This is a genomic window from Pseudomonas sp. Sample_14, from assembly GCF_004307515.1.
Taxonomy (GTDB): domain Bacteria; phylum Pseudomonadota; class Gammaproteobacteria; order Pseudomonadales; family Pseudomonadaceae; genus Aquipseudomonas; species Aquipseudomonas atacamensis.
This window is the reverse complement of the sequence record NZ_RCOC01000095.1, coordinates 57678-79881: the sequence shown is the minus strand read 5'-3', so window position 1 is coordinate 79881 and position 22204 is coordinate 57678. Positions and strand designations below refer to the sequence as shown.

23 protein-coding genes are annotated in these 22204 nt (G+C 58.6%); 13 read left to right on the top strand and 10 right to left on the bottom strand.

The features are described 5' to 3' along the window. Positions 1-154 precede the first annotated feature (154 nt). The gene (gene rarD, locus D8U61_RS23910; protein ID WP_016774909.1) at positions 155-1036 is read left to right on the top strand and encodes an EamA family transporter RarD; all 882 of its coding nucleotides are present in this window, start codon (positions 155-157) and stop codon (positions 1034-1036) included. 173 nt (positions 1037-1209) lie between these two features. Here rarD and hppD read toward each other — a convergent pair whose 3' ends face one another. Further along, positions 1210-2286, bottom strand: coding sequence for a 4-hydroxyphenylpyruvate dioxygenase (hppD, locus tag D8U61_RS23905; RefSeq protein WP_016774910.1), 1077 nt, complete (start codon positions 2284-2286; stop codon positions 1210-1212). A 351-nt stretch (positions 2287-2637) separates the two neighbouring features. Between hppD and D8U61_RS23900 the strand changes: the two genes are divergently transcribed. After that, on the top strand, positions 2638-4173 hold the full coding sequence (locus D8U61_RS23900) for an EAL domain-containing protein (RefSeq protein ID WP_130927774.1): 1536 nt from the start codon (positions 2638-2640) through the stop codon (positions 4171-4173). 227 nt (positions 4174-4400) lie between these two features. Further along, the gene (locus D8U61_RS23895) at positions 4401-4766 is read left to right on the top strand and encodes a histone-like nucleoid-structuring protein, MvaT/MvaU family (RefSeq protein ID WP_016774912.1); all 366 of its coding nucleotides are present in this window, start codon (positions 4401-4403) and stop codon (positions 4764-4766) included. 215 nt (positions 4767-4981) lie between these two features. Here D8U61_RS23895 and D8U61_RS23890 read toward each other — a convergent pair whose 3' ends face one another. Further along, positions 4982-5500, bottom strand: coding sequence for a DUF4946 domain-containing protein (locus D8U61_RS23890; protein ID WP_130927773.1), 519 nt, complete (start codon positions 5498-5500; stop codon positions 4982-4984). Positions 5501-5637: 137 nt separating this feature from the next. Here D8U61_RS23890 and gloA point away from each other — a divergent pair, with 137 nt between their 5' ends. Then, positions 5638-6159 (top strand): lactoylglutathione lyase, encoded by a 522-nt coding sequence (gene gloA / locus D8U61_RS23885; protein WP_130927772.1) that lies wholly within the window; start codon positions 5638-5640, stop codon positions 6157-6159. 252 nt (positions 6160-6411) lie between these two features. Here the strand turns inward: gloA and ahpF are convergent, their stop codons facing one another. The 3 genes from ahpF to D8U61_RS23870 form a co-directional block, all read right to left on the bottom strand. After that, entirely contained in the window at positions 6412-7974 is a 1563-nt protein-coding gene (gene ahpF, locus D8U61_RS23880) for an alkyl hydroperoxide reductase subunit F (protein ID WP_130927771.1), read from the bottom strand. 124 nt (positions 7975-8098) lie between these two features. Continuing rightward, entirely contained in the window at positions 8099-8662 is a 564-nt protein-coding gene (gene ahpC / locus D8U61_RS23875; protein WP_016774916.1) for an alkyl hydroperoxide reductase subunit C, read from the bottom strand. 137 nt (positions 8663-8799) lie between these two features. After that, on the bottom strand, positions 8800-9738 hold the full coding sequence (locus D8U61_RS23870; RefSeq protein WP_130927770.1) for a site-specific integrase: 939 nt from the start codon (positions 9736-9738) through the stop codon (positions 8800-8802). A gap of 177 nt (positions 9739-9915) precedes the next feature. On the opposite strand from D8U61_RS23870, the gene D8U61_RS23865 reads away from it, so the two are divergent. Next, positions 9916-10932 (top strand): DNA-binding protein, encoded by a 1017-nt coding sequence (locus D8U61_RS23865; protein ID WP_130901587.1) that lies wholly within the window; start codon positions 9916-9918, stop codon positions 10930-10932. Here the strand turns inward: D8U61_RS23865 and gorA are convergent. Beyond that, positions 10929-12287, bottom strand: a complete 1359-nt coding sequence (gorA, locus tag D8U61_RS23860) for a glutathione-disulfide reductase (protein ID WP_130927769.1) — start codon at positions 12285-12287, stop codon at positions 10929-10931. The two genes, D8U61_RS23865 and gorA, sit on opposite strands and share 4 nt — an antisense overlap. Before the next feature lie 129 nt (positions 12288-12416). Then, the gene (gene galU, locus D8U61_RS23855) at positions 12417-13256 is read right to left on the bottom strand and encodes a UTP--glucose-1-phosphate uridylyltransferase GalU (RefSeq protein ID WP_024013124.1); all 840 of its coding nucleotides are present in this window, start codon (positions 13254-13256) and stop codon (positions 12417-12419) included. 258 nt (positions 13257-13514) lie between these two features. Here galU and D8U61_RS23850 point away from each other — a divergent pair, with 258 nt between their 5' ends. Beyond that, a complete protein-coding gene (locus D8U61_RS23850; protein WP_016774922.1) occupies positions 13515-13700 on the top strand; it encodes a hypothetical protein in 186 nt (61 codons plus the stop codon). Between the two features lie 141 nt (positions 13701-13841). Next, positions 13842-14129 carry a hypothetical protein gene (locus D8U61_RS23845; protein WP_016774923.1) on the top strand — a complete coding sequence of 96 codons (288 nt, stop codon included), beginning with the start codon at positions 13842-13844 and terminating at the stop codon, positions 14127-14129. A 3-nt stretch (positions 14130-14132) separates the two neighbouring features. Here D8U61_RS23845 and D8U61_RS23840 read toward each other — a convergent pair whose 3' ends face one another. Next, positions 14133-14363 carry a hypothetical protein gene (locus tag D8U61_RS23840; RefSeq protein WP_016774924.1) on the bottom strand — a complete coding sequence of 77 codons (231 nt, stop codon included), beginning with the start codon at positions 14361-14363 and terminating at the stop codon, positions 14133-14135. Positions 14364-14435: 72 nt separating this feature from the next. After that, positions 14436-14792 (bottom strand): hypothetical protein, encoded by a 357-nt coding sequence (locus D8U61_RS23835; RefSeq protein WP_016774925.1) that lies wholly within the window; start codon positions 14790-14792, stop codon positions 14436-14438. Positions 14793-15002: 210 nt separating this feature from the next. Between D8U61_RS23835 and D8U61_RS23830 the strand changes: the two genes are divergently transcribed. From D8U61_RS23830 to ada, 4 genes are all read left to right on the top strand, one after another. After that, a complete protein-coding gene (locus D8U61_RS23830) occupies positions 15003-15305 on the top strand; it encodes a DUF1883 domain-containing protein (RefSeq protein WP_007912251.1) in 303 nt (100 codons plus the stop codon). Positions 15306-15333: 28 nt separating this feature from the next. Further along, positions 15334-15504 (top strand): hypothetical protein, encoded by a 171-nt coding sequence (locus D8U61_RS27855; RefSeq protein WP_016774926.1) that lies wholly within the window; start codon positions 15334-15336, stop codon positions 15502-15504. 7 nt (positions 15505-15511) lie between these two features. Next, positions 15512-16183, top strand: a complete 672-nt coding sequence (gene alkB, locus D8U61_RS23825; protein WP_122704144.1) for a DNA oxidative demethylase AlkB — start codon at positions 15512-15514, stop codon at positions 16181-16183. 80 nt (positions 16184-16263) lie between these two features. Then, positions 16264-17325 carry a bifunctional DNA-binding transcriptional regulator/O6-methylguanine-DNA methyltransferase Ada gene (ada, locus tag D8U61_RS23820; RefSeq protein WP_130886936.1) on the top strand — a complete coding sequence of 354 codons (1062 nt, stop codon included), beginning with the start codon at positions 16264-16266 and terminating at the stop codon, positions 17323-17325. Here the strand turns inward: ada and D8U61_RS23815 are convergent. Next, on the bottom strand, positions 17315-18298 hold the full coding sequence (locus tag D8U61_RS23815; protein ID WP_122746107.1) for an MDR family oxidoreductase: 984 nt from the start codon (positions 18296-18298) through the stop codon (positions 17315-17317). The genes ada and D8U61_RS23815 overlap by 11 nt on opposite strands. Before the next feature lie 186 nt (positions 18299-18484). Between D8U61_RS23815 and D8U61_RS23810 the strand changes: the two genes are divergently transcribed. Together D8U61_RS23810 and D8U61_RS23805 are read left to right on the top strand one after the other, a co-directional pair. Next, positions 18485-20929 (top strand): autotransporter, encoded by a 2445-nt coding sequence (locus D8U61_RS23810; protein ID WP_130927768.1) that lies wholly within the window; start codon positions 18485-18487, stop codon positions 20927-20929. A gap of 105 nt (positions 20930-21034) precedes the next feature. After that, positions 21035-22099 (top strand): nitronate monooxygenase family protein, encoded by a 1065-nt coding sequence (locus D8U61_RS23805; protein WP_130901582.1) that lies wholly within the window; start codon positions 21035-21037, stop codon positions 22097-22099. Positions 22100-22204 lie beyond the last annotated feature (105 nt).

Genomic DNA, 22204 nt, shown 5'->3' with positions numbered 1-22204 from the left:
ATCTATGCTGACTCTGCCGGCCGCTTCGCGCCCAGGCTCGCTCCCACAGGATTTGTGGCTCCTGGATGTGGGAAATAATGAGCATCCGCTCAATATTCAGCACAAAAACCACGTATCCTGCGCGCCCGTTCAACCAACAAGCCGCGAGGACAGTTTGTCTAAAGGTATCGCTCTATCGGTTTCAGCCTCGGTGCTGTTTGCCGTCATGTATTACTACACGTCGCTGCTGACCCCTCTGAGCGGTGTGGAGATCTTCGGCTGGCGCATGCTCCTGACCGTGCCGTGCATGACCGTGTTCATGCTGGTTTCCGGGGAATGGCGGCGGGTGCTGGAGCTGTTCCGATTGATGGCAGCCAGACCGAAGCTGATCGCCGGGCTGCTGGTCTCTTCCGCCCTCCTCGGCGTTCAGCTGTGGCTGTTCATGTGGGCACCGCTCAATGACTACAGCCTGGATGTATCGCTGGGTTATTTCTTGTTGCCGCTGGCGATGGTGCTGACCGGGCGGATTGCCTATGGCGAGAGCCTGTCTTACCTGCAGAAAATCGCCGTATTTTTCGCCAGCCTCGGCGTGTTGAACGAGTTGTATCAGGTGGGTGGTTTTTCCTGGGCGACGCTGGTGGTCGTGGTCGGTTATCCGCTGTACTTCGTACTGCGCAAATACCTGAAAACCGACAACCTCGGTGGCCTGTGGGTCGACATGACCCTGATGCTGCCGGTCGCTTACTGGTTTGTGCAGGGCGGCGAACAGGGCCTGGCCGTGTTCGATCAATATCCAGGACTGATGTGGCTGATTCCGCTGCTCGGCCTGATCAGCGCTTCCGCGCTGGTGGTGTACATCATCGCCAGCCGCCTGCTGCCGTTCAGTCTGTTTGGTTTGTTGAGTTATGTTGAACCGGTGTTGTTGCTTGCGGTGGCGTTGTTGCTGGGAGAAAGCATCGAGTCGGGCGAGTGGCTGACTTACATCCCGATCTGGCTGGCGGTTGTGGTGCTGGTGTTCGAAGGCTTCAAGCATTTGACGCGCCAACGACGCTCTTGAATGCAACACAAGACAAATGTGGGAGCGAGCCTGCTCGCGAAGTCGTCAGACCAGTCAACATGACTGTTGAATGAAAGTCCGCATTCGCGAGCAGGCTCGCTCCCACAGGTTTTGTATGAAGCAAAAAAATCCCGGCCCTGCATTTCTGCAGGCCGGGATTTTTTCATTTCGGATTACTCGGTGGTCAGCACACCACGACGCACCTGGTCACGCTCGATCGATTCGAACAGAGCCTTGAAGTTGCCCTCGCCGAAACCGTCGTCACCCTTGCGCTGGATGAATTCGAAGAACACCGGCCCCATCAGAGTTTCCGAGAAGATCTGCAGCAGCAGACGCTTGTCGCCCTGCTCCGAGGCACCGTCGAGCAGGATGCCGCGTGATTGCAGCTGATCGACCGGCTCGCCGTGGTTCGGCAGGCGACCTTCAAGCATTTCGTAGTAGGTGTCCGGCGGCGCGGTCATGAAGCGCATGCCGATTTTCTTCAGCTGATCCCAAGTCTTGATCAGGTCGTCGGTGAGGAACGCGACGTGCTGGATACCCTCACCATTGAACTGCATCAGGAACTCTTCGATCTGCCCGGCGCCCTTGGACGACTCTTCGTTGAGCGGGATGCGGATCATGCCATCCGGTGCGGTCATGGCTTTCGAAGTCAGACCGGTGTACTCGCCTTTGATGTCGAAGTAACGGATTTCACGGAAGTTGAACAGCTTCTCGTAGAAGTTCGCCCAGTAGGCCATGCGACCGCGATAAACGTTGTGGGTCAGGTGATCGATGATCTTCAGGCCGGCACCGACCGGATTGCGATCAACGCCTTCGATGAACACGAAGTCGATGTCGTAGATCGAGCTGCCTTCGCCGAAACGGTCGATCAGATACAGCGGCGCGCCGCCGATGCCTTTGATCGCCGGCAGGTTAAGCTCCATCGGACCGGTTTCGATGTGGATCGGCTGAGCGCCGAGTTCGAGTGCGCGGGAATAGGCCTTCTGCGAATCCTTCACGCGAAACGCCATGCCGCAAACGGACGGGCCGTGTTCGGCGGCGAAGTACGAGGCGACGCTGTTGGGTTCGTTGTTGAGAATCAGATTGATCGCGCCCTGACGATAGAGGTGCACGTTCTTGGAACGGTGGGTCGCGACTTTGGTGAAGCCCATGATCTCGAAGATCGGCTCCAGCGTGCCGGGAGTCGGCGCTGCGAACTCGATGAACTCAAAGCCCATCAGGCCCATTGGGTTTTCGTATAAATCTGCCATGGTGACGCCTCATCATTTCTTATCAATTAACCAGGGTTATTTGTCAGGAAAGTGATGTAGAGGGAGGCGCACAGGAGATGCCACGCACGCTGCGCGCGAGGAAGTCTCCGTAGATCAGTTGGAACCCGAATATCTTCATTGTCGACCCAAGGCTCTTGCGGGCGAGGCTTCTGCTGCCAGAAGACGATTATTATTGTATGCGTAAATCGATTCTACACAGCGTAACGAGACCTGTCTGCCCTCTGTATAAAATCCGCTTTTTTTCGTACGGCGCAATAGCCATCTGCGATCTATTCTCCCCTCTGGCTCAATTGTCTATCGGGCCGGACTTCGACGCCACAGGATGTGTCCATGCCGCTGACCCGCAGACCCCGCCGCAAACGCAGGACCCGCATCGTCGTGACTGTGCTCAGCGGTCTGCTGCCGATCGTACTGGGCAGTGGGATTCTTTATATGCAGGCAGAACGCACACTGCAGCAAAGTGCCGAGGAAACGGCCGAACAAGCGCTGCGACAGTTCGATCTGATGCTCGATAACACGGCAGAAGCCGCTCGGGTCCTGCTGCCGCTTGCCGGGAAAAATTGCGAAGAGGTGAAACTGGCCCTGCGCGAACAAGTGACCCGCCGCCCCTTCGTGCGCTCGACCAATCTGGTCTGGGACAACAATCTCTACTGCAGCTCACTCTTCGGGGCGTTCCAGGAAGCCGTCAATGCCGGGGACTATCATCAAGGCAAACTGTGGTTGATGAACGGCAATCCGGTGACGCCTGATACGGCATTGTTGATCTACCGTATCAGCGACGGTCGCGGTGGCGCATTGACCACTCTGGATGGCTATCACTTGAGCAACATCCTGCGCCTGATCGGCCGCCAGACATTACTGACGTTGCAAGTGGGCGATAACGGGCTGTCCGCCGACGGCAAAGTTCATCAGGGATCACTGCCTGCCCCGCCGGTCGCGCACAGCCTGCTGGAATCCGAGCGTTACGGCTTCAAAGTGTCGGCGGGTTTCCCCCAGGGCGAAGTCCGGCGTTACATGGCGGCTGAATATCCTCCGCTGTTCAGTCTGTTGATTTTCTTCGGTGCAATCTCCGGAGCCATTGGCCACTTCGTTCAAAAGCGATCGACCTCGCCCAGCCACGAAATGATGCGCGCACTCGAGGCCGGGGAATTCATTCCTTACTTCCAGCCCGTGGTTCACGGCGACAGCAAGCGATGGTCGGGTGCCGAAGTGCTGATGCGCTGGAATCACCCGAAAGAGGGGCTGGTACGCCCGGATCTGTTCATTCCATTTGCCGAGCACTCAGGTCTGATCGTGCCGATGACCCGCGCGCTGATGCAACAGACTGCGGCCCTGCTGGGACCGCACTCTGTGAACTTCGCCAAGCCTTTCCATATCGGCATCAACATCAGCGCCAGCCACTGCCAGGATCTGGAGCTGGTCGAAGATTGTCGTGACCTCTTGGCGGCGTTTGCGCCCGGCAGCGTCGAACTGGTGCTGGAATTGACGGAGCGCGAACTGATCGAGCCGAGCGACATCACGCTTAAGCTGTTTGAGCAATTGCATGCACTGGGAGTAAAAATCGCGATCGACGACTTTGGTACCGGGCACTCGAGCCTTGGTTACCTGCGCACCTTCAACGTCGACTTTCTAAAGATCGATCAGAGCTTCGTGGCCATGATCGGCGTAGACGCGCTATCGAGGCATATTCTCGACTCCATCATTGAACTGTCGGCCAAACTGGACTTGGGCATTGTTGCCGAAGGTGTCGAAACTCAGGCCCAGGCGGATTACCTGACCGAGCATAACGTTAACTTTTTGCAGGGCTATTTGTACGGTAGACCGATGCCTGGCGCTGATTTCCTCGAAGCATTAACTCATCATTAAATCGCCGACACTGCCCGCCGAACAACCGCACCAAATTGATACAAAAAGTCATTGTTGTTACATGGCGACAACATCAGGATTTACTCTTGTCGCATTAACTACTACAATTTTTTCAACCTGAGCCAGACTGGCAGGTGAGCCAATTATCACCGAGTCGCTTCCAGGCTCTTGGCTTATAGCTTTGTTTGCGGTTGGTATCAGCCAAACACACTATTGGAGTAAAGATATTGTCCAGACTCGCTGAATTTCGCGCAGCTGAAAAGGCCCTTCAGGAACAGCTCAAACAGCTGGAATCGCTGAAGAATGATGCCGGGCTGAAGAAAGAAATCGAATTCGAAGAAAAGCTCCAGGGACTGATGAAAACCTATGGCAAAGGCCTGAAAGACATCATCGCCATCCTTGATCCAAACCCGGCAAAGTCCGGTCTGCAGCAGTCCGCAGCGCCCAAGACCCGCCGCGCCCGGGTGGTCAAGGTTTATCAGAACCCGCACACTGGCGAGCTGATCGAAACCAAGGGCGGCAACCATCGCGGTCTGAAAGCCTGGAAAGAGCAGTACGGTGCAGCCACCGTGGATTCATGGTTGCGCGGTTAATCTGACGCCAACAAAAAGCCCTGCCTGATGCAGGGCTTTTTTATTGACAATATCTAACAAATGAAATGATTTTCATCGAACAAGTTGGAAATTTGTGTAACGCTTCTGAATCATCAGGCTAAACATTTTGCTGCGCGATGTTACCTCGAGCGCTTGATCAAACTATGTGCTTAATCCTTTCCGGCAAGCGGACTGCTGCGAGTTAGTACGAACGTTTATAATTTCAGGCTTTTGCGCGCCGCTTCTATATCGTCGACGCTCGCCTTATAAACCTCGGCCTGTCCGGCATATGAAAGTACGTAAGCCTTGTCTGTTTCCACAGCTGCCACCAACGTTTGTGATAATACGTGTCGACCGTTCTCGGTGACCGTGCAGGTCGTCTCCAGCCCGGACAATGAGCCGAGCGCAGCCGGATGAATTCTGTTGCAAACGCTCTGATAACCACTGCGGAAGAAATCTTTCTGGATCGATTTGCGCATTTCCAGCAGCACGCCTTGCAAATTGACCTGATGCCCCGCCTCCACTTGCGTCATGGTCAACTCCATCACCATCACCTGATTGCCATCAGCATCGAGCTTCACCGCCCGCTGCCGCGAGACTGGCGGCGCGCTTTCCGGCAATGCTTCAACCTCCCAGCCCGTCGGCCAAGTGATACTTGGTTCGGCCATCGCGGGGAAAACCACAGCTGACGACAAAGCAAAAAAAACAAACACAGATTTCAACAGTCGGATCATTGCCGGACGCACTCGTAGATAGAAGGCAAAGTCTGAGCCCCGCCCTCGCGCAGGGCAAGCCCGCCTTGCATTTGGCGATGCCGGCCGGCATGCGTATCATTGCGCCCATTCACTCGCCCATTGTAATTGGAGGGCCCATGAGCCTCAACGAACTGAACACTTTTCCCGGCGTGACCGCCACGCCAGACAGCGCAACCCGCAACTTCGTGTTCAACCACACCATGCTGCGCGTGAAGGACATCACCAAGTCGCTGGATTTCTACACCCGCGTATTGGGTTTCACGCTGGTCGAGAAGCGCGATTTCCCGGAAGCCGAATTCAGCCTGTACTTCCTCGCGCTGGTCGACAAAGCGCAGATCCCGGCCGACGACGCCGCGCGTACCGAATGGATGAAATCGATCCCGGGCATTCTCGAACTGACCCACAACCACGGCACCGAAAACGATGCCGACTTCGCCTATCACAACGGCAACACCGACCCGCGCGGTTTCGGCCACATCTGCATTTCGGTGCCGGACATCGTCGCAGCGTGTGCACGCTTTGAAGAGCTGGGTTGCGATTTCCAGAAGCGTTTGACCGATGGCCGGATGAAGAGCCTGGCGTTCATCAAGGATCCGGATGGCTACTGGGTCGAAATCATTCAGCCTGCGCCGCTGTAAAAGCTGAAAGCCCCTCACCCTAGCCCTCTCCCAGAGGGAGAGGGGACTGATTGCGGGATGTTGGAGAATTACGCCGACTTGAACGATTGGCGGTGAATCCATAATCGACCGGCTCTCTCAGGTCGATGGATGATTTCAGACACCTCGGTCGGCTCCCTCTCCCTCGGGAGAGGGCTGGGGTGAGGGGTGGCTTTCCACGCGCAATAAAAAACCCATGATCGCTCATGGGTTTTTTCGTTTTCGACCTGGCAGTTACGCCGGTGCCGAAGTGCGAATCAAGTGATCGAACGCACTCAGCGAAGCCTTGGCGCCCTCGCCCACTGCGATCACGATCTGCTTGTACGGCACAGTCGTCACGTCACCCGCTGCGAAGATCCCCGAGATCGAAGTCTCGCCACGATTATCGACAATGATCTCGCCACGCGGCGACAGCTCGATGGTGCCCTTCAGCCAATCGGTGTTCGGCAGCAGACCGATCTGCACGAAGATGCCTTCCAGCTCAACCGTACGCAGCTCATCTGTGGTGCGATCCTTGTAACGCAGACCGTTGACCTTCTCGCCATTGCCGGTGACTTCAGTGGTTTGCGCACTGGTGATCACGGTGACGTTCGGCAGGCTGTGCAGCTTGCGTTGCAGCACGGCATCGGCACGCAGTTGCACGTCGAATTCCAGCAACGTTACGTGCGACACGATACCGGCCAGATCGATGGCCGCTTCAACGCCGGAGTTACCGCCGCCGATCACCGCCACGCGCTTGCCTTTGAACAACGGGCCGTCGCAGTGCGGGCAGTACGCCACGCCCTTGTTGCGGTATTCCTGCTCGCCCGGAACGTTCATTTCGCGCCAGCGTGCGCCGGTGGCGAGGATCACGCTCTTGGCTTTCAAAGTTGCACCGCTGGCGAAGTGGACTTCATGCAGCTCACCGTTCTTGCCCGGGATCAGCTTGTCGGCGCGTTGCAGGTTCATGATGTCGACGTCGTACTGCTTGACGTGTTCTTCCAGCGCCGTGGCCAGTTTCGGCCCTTCGGTTTCCTGCACGGAAATGAAGTTCTCGATGGCCATGGTATCGAGCACCTGACCGCCGAAACGCTCAGCCGCGACACCGGTGCGGATGCCTTTACGTGCGGCATAAATAGCCGCCGAAGCACCAGCAGGGCCCCCACCGACGACCAGCACGTCAAAGGCTTCTTTGGCGCTGATCTTCTCAGCCTGACGGACGATGGCGCCGGTGTCGAGCTTGGCGAGGATTTCCTCAAGGCCCATACGGCCCTGGCCGAAGTTCTCGCCGTTGAGGTAGATGCTCGGCACGGCCATGATCTTGCGATCGTTGACTTCGTCCTGGAACAGCGCGCCGTCGATGGCGACGTGGCGGATGTTCGGGTTGAGCACGGCCATCAGGTTCAGCGCCTGGACGACGTCCGGGCAGTTCTGGCAAGACAGCGAGAAGTAAGTCTCGAAGCTGAACTCGCCTTTGAGCGAGCGAATCTGCTCGATGACTTCAACGCTGGCCTTCGACGGGTGGCCGCCGACTTGCAGCAGCGCCAGCACCAGCGAGGTGAATTCATGGCCCATTGGAATGCCGGCGAAACGCAGGCTGATGTCGGCTCCAGGGCGATTGATCGAGAACGATGGCTTGCGGGCATCGTCACCGCTGTCGATCAGGGTAATTAGGCTCGAAAGACTGGCAACGTCTTTCAGCAGGTCCAGCATTTCACGGGATTTCGCACCGTCGTCGAGGGATGCAACGATCTCGATCGGTTGGGTGACCCGTTCCAGGTACGATTTCAACTGGGCTTTAAGATTGGCGTCCAACATACGGGCGATTTCCTTTATTTGAGGCGAAAAAAAGCCCGAGCGAATCTCGCCCGGGCATTTTTATTGGGCGGTGCAGCTAACTTAAGAAGGTGCGGCGTGCCGCCCTGCGTTGCATGTCACAGACTTAGATCTTGCCGACCAGGTCCAGCGACGGAGCCAGAGTGGCCTCGCCTTCTTTCCACTTGGCCGGGCAAACTTCGCCTGGGTGTGCAGCGACGTACTGAGCAGCCTTGATCTTGCGCAGCAGCTCGGAAGCGTCACGGCCAACGCCGCCATCGTTCAGTTCAACGATTTTGATCTGGCCTTCAGGGTTGATCACGAAGGTACCACGGTCAGCCAGACCAGCTTCTTCGATCAGCACGTCGAAGTTGCGCGAGATGACGTGGGTCGGGTCGCCGATCATGGTGTATTCGATTTTGCCGATGGCTGGCGAAGTGTTGTGCCAGGCAGCGTGAGCAAAGTGGGTGTCGGTCGAAACGCTGTAGATTTCCACGCCCAGCTTCTTGAACTCAGCGTAGTTGTCGGCCAGGTCTTCCAGCTCGGTTGGGCAAACGAAAGTGAAGTCGGCTGGGTAGAAGAACACTACGGACCACTTGCCTTTCAAGTCAGCATCCGAGACTTGAACGAAGTCGCCGTTTTTGAACGCGGTAGCTTTGAACGGTTTTACTTGGCTGTTGATGATAGGCATCGATGACTCTCCGTCAGGGGTTATGAAGTTGATGGGTGAATCCTACCCACTCACTCGACGGAAGGCTCATTGGCAAACCTGATGCTGCTGATTTGTTTTCGCTATTAGCTGACTGTATTAATAGAAGAAAACGATCTCTACGCTTGATCCGGCTTATCCATAATCCGAGCCATTCCCTGGAATGGGCTTACCTCAACATAGCGCATGGCGGATTTCATGTCCTTCCAGCCAACGTAACTCATCAGTGATTTTAGATCCCAGCCGCTTTGATGCGCCCATGTGGCAAAGCCACGCCGCAGTGAATGGCTGGTGTAGTTGGCGGCGGCAATCCCGGCGCGCTGCAACGCCTGGCGCAGCAGCGGAATGATGCTGTTGGCGTGCAGGCCCTCCTCGCTCAGATTGCCCCAGCGATCAATGCTGCGGAACACCGCGCCGCGTACCAGCGCAGCCTCTGTAATCCAATCGATATAGGCCTGCACTGGGCACAGCTTGAGCAGCGCCGGGGCCTGGTAGGTCTGCCCGAGGTTTTCCCGGTCGCCCTTGCTGCGCGGCAGATACAAAGTGATGCCCTTGCCAGCGCTCGCCTGCACATGCTCGATCTGCAGGCGGCACAACTCATCGCTGCGAAAGCCGCGCCAGAAGCCCAGCAGAATCAGCGCGCGATCCCGATGAGCCTTGAGCAAGGTCGGGCGGTCCTGATCCTGGCGGGCGGTTTGCGCCTCCTGCTCCAAGCAATCGATCACTCGTTGCAAATCCTGCAGTTGCAACGGCTCAGCCTGTTTTTCCTGCGCCGGGTGCAAGGCGCGAATGCCCTTGAACACCTTGCGCACCACTGGCGCCTTGGTCGGATCGGCAAAGCCCTGACTGTTATGCCACTGCGCCAGCGCGGACAGACGCAACTTCAGCGTATTGATCGACAGAACTCCGGCGTGCTCCACCAGATAGCGCGCAACGCTGTCGGCAGTAGCCGGGAGAAATCCGCCCCACGTCACCTCGAAATGCTCGATAGCCATGCGATAGCTGCGGCGAGTGTTGTCCCGGGTGGCGGCTTGCAGATATCGATCGATGTCACTCATGGGCAGTTTTCTCGCTTGTGTACGGGTTGACTCATGCAGGTGCGCATTTTGCCGCCTGACATTGGGTAATACCAGTATATCCCGCCTGTTTTATTTCAAATGTTTACCTATATTTTCAGCATGGTACACTGCGTACTTTAGTGGCATGTACCACAGTACGTAACCGTAGGAGTTCACATGGCCCGTGGCGGCATTACCAAAGCACTGGTGCAAATCGCGCGCACAGCGATCCTGGCTCGCGGCGAACACCCAAGCATCGATGCAGTACGCATCGAAATGGGCAACACCGGCTCGAAAACCACGATCCATCGCTATCTGAAAGAACTGGATGACGGCGCACAACCAGCAGAAACGTCAGCAGAACCGATCGATGATGAGCTGACCGCCCTCGTCTCTCGCCTCGCCCAGCGCCTGAAAGAACAGGCGCAGGAGCCTATCGAGCAAGCCCGCGAACAGTTCGAAGAGCAACGCGAAGCACTGGAGACCGAGCTGAAACAGGTTCGCCAGGCGCTGGAAAAACTCGAGCACGATCACGACATTCAAGGCGCCGCACTGCAACGCGAATCCGAGGCGCTGAGTAACACCCGCTCGATGCTGCAAACCGAACAGACGCGCAACGCCGGTCTCAACCAGGCACTGGCCGATTTTGAATTGCGCTTGCAGGACAAGGACGAGCAGATCCGCTCACTGGAAGAAAAACACCTGCACGCCCGCGATGCGCTGGAGCATTACCGTAACGCCACCAAGGAACAGCGCGAGCAGGAACAGGCCCGCCACGAAGGGCAAATCCAGCAGATCCAGGCCGAGCTACGCCAAGCCCAGCAGAGCGCGCTGGTGCGTCAGGATGAGATCACACAGTTGCACCGCGACAACGAACGCCTGCTCACCGAGAACCGTGGCACCCAGCGCGAGCTGAACTTGTTGCAGGATCAGCTCAAGCAGAGCAATCAGCGGCAGGATCAATTGCTCGAGCAGGCGACGCGCACGGATAGCGAGCGCACCCTCCTCCAGGAACGTCTGCGCGTCGCGACGCTGGAAAGCCAGGCGCTCAAGCAGAGCGTCGACGAACAGACGCAGCTCAATCAGTCATTGGAAAAGGAGTTGCTCAAGGCTCAGGCGAGCCTGGAAGAGAGCCAGCGTCTGGCGGCTACCGTTGCGGCAGCGCCAGACTCAGCCAAAGCGGAGGACGCTTAAGCGCTGACCGGCGTGCGCATGGTCACAAACTCTTCGGCAGCCGTCGGGTGCACCCCGATGGTGTCGTCGAAGTCGCGCTTGGTCGCGCCGGCTTTCAAGGCGATCGCCAGACCTTGCACAATCTCGCCAGCGTCCGGGCCGACCATGTGGCAGCCAAGCACCTTGTCGGTCTTGGCATCGACTACCAGCTTCATCAGGGTTTTCTCCTGACAGTCAGTCAGGGTCAGCTTCATCGGCCGGAAGCGACTTTCGAAAATGACCACTTCGTGGCCACAATCGCGCGCTTCTTCTTCGCTCAAACCGACTGTGCCGATGTTCGGCAGGCTGAACACGGCGGTCGGAATCATCTTGTAGTCCACCGGGCGGTATTGCTCCGGCTTGAACAGACGCCGCGCCACGGCCATGCCTTCGGCTAGCGCGACCGGTGTCAGTTGCACGCGACCAATGACGTCGCCCAGCGCCAGAATCGACGGCTCGGTGGTTTGATACTCGTCGTCGACTTTGATGAAGCCCTTGTCATCGAGCTGAACATCGGTGTTTTCCAGACCCAGATTGTCCAGCATCGGACGCCGACCAGTGGCGTAGAACACGCAATCGGCTTCGAGCACGCGACCATCCTTGAGCGTCGCCTTCAAGCTGCCGTCGGCCTGTTTGTCGATGCGCGCGATGTCGGCATTGAATTGCAGGTCGAGGCCGCGCTTGGTCAATTCTTCTTGCAGGTGCTTGCGCACGGACACATCGAAACCACGCAGGAACAAATCGCCGCGATACAGCAGCGTGGTGTTGGCGCCGAGACCATGGAAAATCCCGGCGAACTCGACCGCGATATAACCGCCGCCAACCACCAGCACACGCTTGGGCAACTCTTTCAGGAAGAACGCCTCGTTCGAACCGATCGCGTGCTCGTGCCCCGGAATTTCGGGAATCTGCGGCCAGCCGCCAGTCGCGATCAGGATATTCTTGGCGGTGTAGCGTTCGCCGTTGACCTCAACCTCGTGCGGCCCGACGATTTTCGCGTGCGCCTCGTGCAGGGTCACGCCGCTGTTGACCAGCAGATTGCGATAAATGCCGTTAAGGCGATTGATCTCGCGATCCTTGTTGGCGATCAGCGTGGCCCAGTCGAAGTTGGCCTCGCCCAGGTTCCAGCCGAAACCGGACGCCTGCTCGAAGTCCTCGGCAAAGTGCGCGCCGTAGACCAGCAGCTTTTTCGGCACGCAACCGACGTTGACACAGGTGCCACCCAGGTAACGGCTCTCGGCCACCGCCACTTTCGCCCCGAAGCCTGCGGCAAACCGCGCAGCTCGCACACCGCCGGAACCGGCACCAATCACATAAAGGTCAAAATCGTAGGCCATTTCTATCTCCTCGGCAGGCCATCAGCATACCCGCAGTCATCCATTGGGCAAGCACTGCCATCCATATAAGGGCGGAAAATGAAAAAGCCACCCGGAGGTGGCTTTCTTTTGCAGACGAGGCAAACGCTATCAGTAAGCTTTGCCAGTCTTGTAGAAGTTTTCGAAGCAGAAGTTGGTCGCGTCGATGTAGCCTTCAGCGCCACCGCAGTCGAAACGCTTGCCCTTGAACTTGTAGGCCATCACGCAGCCGTTCTGGGCCTGCTTCATCAGGGCGTCGGTGATCTGGATTTCGCCGCCCTTGCCTGGCTCGGTCTGTTCGATCAGGTCGAAGATGTCCGGGGTCAGGATGTAGCGACCGATGATCGCCAGGTTCGACGGCGCGTCTTCCGGCTTAGGCTTCTCGACCATGCTGTGTACGCGGTAGATGTCATCGCGGATCATTTCGCCAGCGATTACGCCGTACTTGTTGGTTTCCTGCGGATCGACTTCCTGGATAGCGACGATCGAGCAGCGGAACTGCTTGTACAGCTTGACCATCTGGGTCAGCACGCCGTCGCCATCGATGTTGACGCACAGGTCGTCCGCCAGGACCACGGCGAACGGTTCGTCACCGATCAGCGGGCGGCCAGTCAGGATCGCGTGGCCCAGACCTTTCATTTCGGTCTGACGGGTGTAGGAGAACGAGCACTCGTCCAACAGCTTGCGGATGCCGACCAGGTACTTTTCCTTGTCGGTGCCCTTGATCTGGTTTTCCAGCTCGTAACTGATGTCGAAGTGGTCTTCCAGAGCACGCTTGCCACGGCCAGTGACGATGGAAATCTCAGTCAGGCCCGCGTCCAGTGCTTCTTCAACGCCGTACTGGATCAGTGGCTTGTTTACCACCGGCAGCATTTCTTTAGGCATGGCTTTGGTCGCTGGGAGGAAGCGAGTGCCGTAACCGGCTGCTGGAAACAAGCATTTCTTGATCATATAAGTCCTTGAAAAGGCTGTGTGTACGAGTTTCGAGGCAGTCTAATCAGGCGGCGTGCGCCTTACAATGCCCCGCGCTGGCTAACCGATGCCAACATAGAGAAATATTCGCGCGGATAGTTCCATCCGGGTATTTCAGCGGCGGAATCAGCGTAGCTCAAGATTCGGGCAAACAGGATCACCATACGCTTATCAGCCCCCAATGCGAGCATTTGCCGCTATCATGGCGTCTTTGAACCAGCGAACGAGAATGACCAGATGGCTGCGGTAAAAATCATCAACGGGTATGTGATCGACAAGAAAGACGGCAAGTGGACGCTGACCACCACCAACGGCGAACATATCGCCGGGCCTTTCGACAGCGAGCAGATGGCGACGGATGTAGCCTCGGTGTTCACCGATACACCTGCTTCTTCCAAGCGCCGTGGTAAAGATCAAGACTGATCCTGCCAGCACTTGCGCCAAGCCCTGCCAGAACGCAGGGCTTTTTTGTGCCTTGTTGGCAAACAAGTGGCCAATCGCTATAACCTTTTCATCGCGGCGCTGTCAGAGCATGCAGTCCCCCCACTTGAAGACCACGCAACCATGAACCTGAACAAACTGCAGCCGCTTTTCGCGGTATTGGTATTGAGCGGCTGTGCCACTTCGCAGCCCACCTATCTGAACAATGGCGAACAGGGTCTGAGCATCGACTGTTCCGGCGAAGCCAACTCCTGGGCCATGTGCTACGAAAAGGCCGATGCCTCCTGCGCTGGCACCGGTTATCGCATCGTCGGCACCGATGGCACGCCGGCGCCCAAGGAAGATGACAAAACCCTCGGCGTTGACGTTGGCAATTACAAGACGCGCAACGTCGTGGTCGTCTGCAAGTAAGCCTTACATGTGGATTTCGGCAAACTTGATCCCGAGGCCACGGACGACCTCGATCAGATCATCGAGCCGATTGAAGGACTCGACTTCGTCATTGTCATCCACCAAAAAGTAGCTGCGCCCTGCACTTTTCTTGAAAAACACGATCCATTCACCCGGATTCGCCGGGTTCTGGATGACATGGGTGGCAGAGATAAGGCCCTCTGCGTGGCGCTCCCGCACATGCTCTCGCTTCATCGCGACTCCATAAATGACAATGCCGCCACAGCAGGACTGTGACGGCATCGGGTGCTGATGTTCGCTAGTCTATCAGCCGGAAATACAGGCGTTCGCGGCTTTCTGTACATCGCGAGGGCGAACCGGCACGTTGGACATGCGCTCATGCAGCTTGATGCTGCTGCCGCCGGCGCGATCTTCGATATCAAACACGGCTGCCGGGCCTGAGGAAAGCTTGCCCGGGACGATGACTCGTACTCCGTCCTTCTGCGGCTGCACCTGCAACGCGCCGCGACTGTCAGCGAGCTTGTCGGTCAGGCATTGCGCATACTCCTGGGGCTTTTTGCCGGAGATCACGCTCATGGTTGGCAGTGTTTCATTGATTTCGGAAACATTTGCACAACCGGCCATCGCCAGAATCAACGGCACACACACCACACCCCACTTCATATCAATCCTCCGTCAAAGACCGTCCGACAGCACAAATGCCGCTTTTCTCCGGGGCCTTGTGCATTTAACCCGCCTGCCATGGCGAAGTTCTGTTCAAAATTTGTCAAAGCAACGCCCGACGGCCAGATAATAACCCGTGCGGGCTGATAAACTGCGCCCATCGACAAGCTATCGTTTTGATTTAGTAGAAAAAGCCCTTCTGGAGGCGCCATGAAATTCATTCACCAGCGCGAGCACCTCAACGAAGACGACATCGTCGTCATTCAATGCTCGCAGATGTGCAACATCCGTTTGATGAACGACGCCAACTTCCGCAGCTTCAAAAACGGCGGCCGTCACACTTACCACGGCGGCGCGTTCGACACGTTTCCGGCACGCATCACCGCACCGAGCACCGGCTTCTGGAACATCACCATCGACACCGTCAACCGCCGCGCAATCAGCGTGACTCGCAAGCCGACGCTGACCCACTCGATCAAGATCATCCGTCGCTCCAGCACCAAACTGAGCTGAGACGCACAGCCTATTCTGAAAGGGAAACATGACCGTGGCGCAAAAAACCAAATACGTGATCAAGTACAAACTGGACGGTGAACAGCGTTTCGAGTTCGCCGAACTGGAAACCGGCACTGACGAGGAAGCGAAAGCGGCGCTGAAGAAAATGCACGCTGACGAAGAACTCAGTGACATCAAGGTCAGCAAAGCGCTGTAACCGAATCATGCAACCGACCACGTTTGACCTGTTCGCCGACAACGAACCCGTACAGCAAGCCCGCGCCGAGCAGATCGGCGAACAATCGTGGGTGCTGCGCGGATTCGCCTTGCCGCAGGTCGAGCAACTGCTGACCGAGCTCGAAGCCATTCTTGCCGCCGCCCCGCTACGCCACATGGTCACGCCCGGCGGTTTCAGCATGTCGGTTGGCACCAGCAGCTGCGGGCAGTTGGGCTGGATCACTGATCGCAGCGGTTACCGCTATTCCAGCGTCGATCCTCTCAGCGGCTTGCCGTGGCCATCGATGCCGGCGGTGTTTGCCGATTTGGCCCACGAGGCGGCGAAACGCGCCGGCTTCCCGGGTTTTCAGGCCGACTCCTGCCTGATCAACCAATACGTCCCCGGCGCCAAGATGTCGCTGCATCAGGACAAGGACGAAAAGGGCTATGCCGCGCCCATCGTTTCGTTGTCGCTGGGGTTGCCGGCAATGTTTCTGTTCGGCGGTTTCGAACGCAGCGATAAAACCCGGCGCATCCCGCTGCTGCATGGCGACATGGTGGTCTGGGGCGGCGTGGACCGTCTGCGCTATCACGGCGTGCTGCCAATCAAACCCGGCCAGCACCCGCTCTTGGGCGAACGGCGCATCAACATCACCTTCCGCGTTGCTGGCGATCAGTAAAAGTTTGACCGCAAGGCGCGGAGTGTCGCGGGTTACGATGCTGGTTAACCTGACTCAAACAGGTCAACGGATTCCCTCTCATGGACACGCTTTCGAAGACGATCAGAACTGAAGACGATCCACGCTGGGCTGCCGTGGTTGCGCGCGATCCGCGTGCGGACGGGCAGTTTGTCTACGCAGTAAAAACCACCGGCGTTTATTGCCGACCGAGCAGCCTTGCGCGCCTGCCCAAACCGCAGAATGTCGAGTTTTTCGACACCGCCGAAATGGCCGAAGCAGCGGGATACCGGGCAAGCAAACGCGCCAGCAAGGACCAGAATGACGCGCAGCACGCGGCGATCATCGCAGCGGCCTGCCGGCAAATCGAAGCGTGCGAGACATTGCCCGCGCTCGACAGCCTCGCGGCGAGCGCCGGCCTCAGCCCTTTTCATTTCCATCGAGTATTCAAAGCTGCGACAGGCCTGACGCCCAAGGCTTACGCCATGGCGAATCGTTCACGCAAGCTGCGTGCGCGCCTGGCGGACGGCGGCTCGGTGACCGACGCGCTGTATGACGCCGGATTTAACTCCAACAGCCGTTTTTACGAATCAGCCGATCAACTGCTGGGCATGAAGCCCACCGATTACCGCGCCGCCGGGCAGAACAACGACATTCGCTTTGCCGTTGGCCAATGCTCGCTTGGGGCGATTCTGGTGGCGCAAAGCGAACGTGGGATCTGCGCGATTCTGCTCGGCGACGATCCGCATCAACTGGTCTGCAACCTGCAGGATCAGTTTCGCAAGGCCAACCTGATCGGCGCCGACCGCGAATTTGAACAGTTGATTGCCAGCGTCGTCGGCTTTGTCGAAGCACCGGCGAAAGGCCTGAACTTGCCGCTGGATATACGCGGCACCGCGTTTCAGGAGCGCGTCTGGCAGGCGCTGCGGGAGATTCCCGCAGGCCGCACCGCCAGTTATGCCGAAATCGCGCAACGTATCGGCGCGCCGACTTCGATGCGTGCGGTGGCCCAGGCTTGCGGGGCCAACCGCCTGGCGGTGGCGATTCCCTGCCACCGCGTGGTACGCAGCGATGGCAACCTTTCCGGCTACCGCTGGGGCGTCGAGCGCAAACGCCAACTGCTTGAGCGCGAACTCAACGATTGACGTCGACCACCACCCTGCCCCGCAGTTTCCCGGCGAGCAGTTTGGGCGCAGCCTCAAGGGCTTCGCTCAAACTGATTTCGTGACTGATCAATTGCAGCAATGAGATATCCAGATCCTTGGCCAGCCGGTCCCAGGCCTCGATACGGCGTGCTTTGGGCTGGGTCACGCTGTTGATTCCAGCCAGCGTCACGCCGCGCAGAATGAACGGCGCTACCGAGGCCGGGAAATCCATGCCTTGCGCCAACCCGCATGCCGCAACCACGCCTTCCGAACGCGTGCTGGCGCAAGCGTTGGCCAATGTATGGCTGCCGACCGAATCGACCACCGCCGCCCAACGCTCCTTCGCCAATGGCTTGCCCGGTTCGGACAAGGTGGCGCGATCGATGATTTCGGCAGCGCCCAATTGCTCCAGATATTCATGCTCGGACACGCGGCCGGTGGATGCCACCACGCGGTATCCCAACTTGCTGAGCAAGGCAATGGCAAAGCTGCCGACCCCGCCGTTGGCGCCGGTGACCAACACTTCACCGTGATCCGGCGTCACGCCATGGCGCTCCAGCGCCAGAATGCACAGCATCGCCGTGTAGCCGGCGGTGCCGATGGCCATGGCTTGCGCCGGGGTGAAAGCTTCGGGCAGTGGAATCAGCCAGTCACCGTTGAGCCGGGCCTTTTGCGCCAGTCCGCCCCAGTGGCTTTCACCGACGCCCCAACCGTTGAGCAGCACCCGATCGCCCGCCTTGAAATCCGCATGGGAACTGGACTCGACAGTCCCCGCCAGATCGATCCCCGGCACCATGGGAAACTTGCGTACCACCGGACTGCTGCCGGTAATCGCCAGGCCGTCCTTGAAATTCAGGGTGCTGTAAGCCACGTTCACGCTGACGTTGCCTTCGGGCAGTTGCTGCTCATCGATTTGCTGCAGATTGGCGCGATAACCGCTGTCGTCTTTGTCGATCAGAATGGCATTGAACATGACGGCCTCTCGAAAATGATTTGAAACAAGCATGCCTTGAAATAGCACATCGCAACACATTGCCACACTCGACTTTGCGCTAACGGCTCGATCAGCCGGGTAAATCCCCGGCAGGCGGCTATGCTTTTTCGACGGTTGTGTTTTCCCGGTTGCGCCTTGCAAACCGGTGTGTCGATGGAGCTGACGATGCCTTTCCTGAGCGCTTTACCCTCGCTGCTGATGTTATGTCTGCTGACACTTGGCAATGCCTGGGCAGCCGCACCGGCGGCAAAGCCGAACGCGGCGCCAAGCGAGCCGACATGGCCGCAGGTGATCAGCAGCGCCAAGAGCAAGCTGACGGTGTATCAGCCGCAGCTCGACAGCTGGGACGGCTATACGCTCAGTGCCCGCGCGGCGGTCGAAGCCACGGCTGCCGATGGCAAGTCCACCTACGGCATCGTCCAGTTCAGCGCTCACACCCTCGTCGACAAGGCCACTCGCTGGGTCGCGCTCGATCAGTACCAGATCATCAAGGCGGATTTCCCCGCCGACGCGAAACAGGCCGACACGTGGCTCGCCATCCTGAAAAAAGATGCCGAGAGCCGCAAGAAAACCATCTCCCTCGATCAACTGGAAGCGGCGGTTGGCGTGCTCAACGCCGAACAGAAAGCCGACGGTGCACCGCTGGAAAACACGCCGCCGACCATTATCAGCTCGGACAGCCCGGCAATTCTCGTATACATCGACGGCGAGGCGGCTTATCGGCCGGTTGAAGGAACGGAGCTGCAACGGGTGATCAACACGCGCCCACTGCTGCTCAAGGATGCCCAAGGCAGACATTACCTGCACGTATTCGACGGCTGGATGGTTGCCGATCAATTGGCCGGCGATTACACGCGCCTCGCCGCATCGCCGGCCAGTCTGGAAAAAGCCAAACAGGCGGCGATCAAGAGCCGCCAGGTGGACCTGCTCACCGGGCAAAGCGATCCGAAGGACAAGATTCCCAGCCTGGCCAAGCCGCCGCAGCCGAAAATCTTCCTCGCCACCACGCCAACGGAACTGTTGGTGACCGACGGCGCCGCGCAATGGCAACCGATTCAGGGCACCAGCCTGTTGTACGTGAGCAACACCACCGGGCACATTTTCAAGGAAATCGGCGACCAGAACAGTTACGTGCTGATCTCCGGGCGCTGGTTCCGCGCCAGCGACATGAGCGGGCCATGGACCTTTGTCCCGGCAGACAAACTGCCGGCCGACTTTGCCAATATTCCTGACGACAGCGCCAAAGAGAACGTCAAGGCCTCGGTAGCCGGCACGCCACAGGCGCAGGAGGCGGCCATTGCGGCGACCATCCCGCAGACGTCGGCGATCAACAAGAGCGCGGTGAAGATGACGACACCGCAATTTGACGGTGAGCCGCAGCTCAAAGCGATCAGCAATACGCCGCTGCAATACGTGATCAACAGCGCTACACCGATTATTCGAGTCGGCAACGACAGTTGGTGGGCGGTGGAGAACGGCATCTGGTTCAGCGCCACCTCGCTGAACGGGCCGTGGAGCGCGGCAACTTCAGTGCCAGCGGTGATTTATTCGATTCCGCCCAGCTCGCCGATGCACTACCTCACGTACGTGAAGGTTTACGAATCCAGCGGCGATACCGTGGTGGTCGGCTACACGCCGGGCTATCAAGGCTCGACGCTGGATCCGGCGACTGGCGTTGTGGTGTACGGCACCGGTTATCCGTATACGCCGTGGGTCGGTAGCGTCTGGTACGGGCCGCCGGTGACCTATGGTTTCGGCGTCGCGATTCGTTACACGCCGTGGACTGGCTGGACCTTCGGCTTCGGATTCGGCTGGAGCTGGGGCGGCAACACCGTCGCCATGGGCTGGGGCTGGGGCGCCTATCCGTGGTGGGGAAATTACGGCTGGGGCTATGCGTGGGGTCCGCGTCTGTACCCGGCGCCGCTGGCCTGGGGTGGCGCAGCCTACGGTTATCGCGGCGGCGCGGTGGCCTGGGGTCCGGGTGGCTGGGCCGGAACCACCGGCAATCTTTATCATCAGTGGGGTGATCGCGCGACGGTCAGCCGTTATGGCGCCGGTTACAACGCCTGGACCGGCAATCGCTGGGCCGGCCAGGTTGGCGCCTCGTACAACTCGCGTACCGGCATTGCCGCCGCCGGGCAACGTGGCGCGGTGCACAACGCCTACACCGGCAACTACGCTGCCGGGCGCAGCGGCGTGGCAGTCGGCCCGAACGGCGGCGCCATCGCCGGAGAACGGGTTAGCGCTGGCAACGTCCGCAGCGGCACTCACGTCAGTGCCAATCGCGGCGCCGTTTACAACCCCAATACCGGCAACACCACGCAATACGGTGGCATTCATGGCCGCGACGGCGGCGCTGCGCGGGTCGGCGACAACGTTTATGCCGGGCGCGACGGCAACGTTTACAAGAAAACCGACAACGGCTGGCAGTCCGTGGCCGGCAGCGGTGCCAACCGGACCAGACCCGCGAACAACAATGCGCAATTGCAGAATCTCAACCGCGAATCCGCCGCACGCAGTCTCGGCAATCAGCGCACGCACAACTTCAACCATTCTTCACAAATGATGAACCGTTCGTTTGGCGGTGGCGGCGGATTGCACCGACGCTGAAAAACTGCACGTAATGTTCAGAATTTCAGACTGGCCCCGCATCCGGTTTTGCTGTTAAAAACCGCGTGCCGTCCCTGCCCGTTTCATCGTTCGGAGAATTGCTTTATGAGCCAGTGGCTAGACACCCGCATCCTTGATCTTCTCGGGATCGAACTGCCGATCATCCAGGGCCCGATGGCCGGGGCGACCAACTCTTCGATGGTGATTGCCGTGTGCAATGCTGGCGGCCTCGGTTCAATGCCGGCAGCGATGCTGAGCAGCGAGCAACTGCGCGAAGAACTGAAGACGATTCGCCAGCACACCACCAAGCCGTTCAACGTCAATTTCTTCTGCCACCAGCCACCGGCGCCTGATGAACAGCGGGCCCGTGACTGGAAAAATCTGCTCGAACCTTACTTCCGCGAACTGGGTGCCGATTTCGACGCGCCGACGCCGGTTTCCAACCGTGCTCCGTTCGACGAGGCCGCGTGTGCCGTGCTCGAAGAATTCCGTCCCGAAGTGGTGAGTTTTCATTTCGGGCTGCCGGAGAAAAATCTGCTTGATCGGGTCAAGGCAACCGGGGCGAAAATCCTTTCGTCTGCCACCACAGTCGAAGAAGCGATCTGGCTGGAGCAACACGGCTGCGATGCGATCATCGCCATGGGTTATGAGGCCGGTGGCCATCGCGGGATGTTTCTCAGCGATGATCTGAGCACCCAGGTCGGCACCTTCGCCCTGGTGCCGCAGGTGGTCGACGCGGTGAAAGTGCCGGTGATCGCGGCGGGCGCGATCAGCGATGCGCGGGGTGTTGCAGCGGCGTTGATGCTCGGCGCCTCGGCGGTGCAAGTCGGCACGGCGTACCTGTTCACGCCGGAAGCCAAAGTCAGCGCCTCACACCACAAGGCCCTGCGCATCGCCAAGGAAAGCCAGACCGCCATCACCAACATTTTTACCGGACGTCCGGCACGAGGCATTGTCAATCGGGCGATGCGTGAACTCGGCCCGATGTCAGCGCAGGCGCCGGCCTTCCCCTTGGCTGGCGGTGCGCTGATGCCGCTGCGGGCCAAGGATGACGCCGACTTCGCCAACCTCTGGGCCGGTCAGGCGTTGACGCTGGGCAAGGATATCGGCAGCGCTGAGCTGACCCGGCAACTGGCCGAGGGAGCACTGGCCAAACTCAACCGCCACTGAATTTATGCGGCGAGCGGATTTATTCCCTCGCCACTAGGCGGCGTATCGCTATATATTTCCGTATACAGCGATTGCGCCCGTGTATCGGCGTTATCCAAAGCAAAG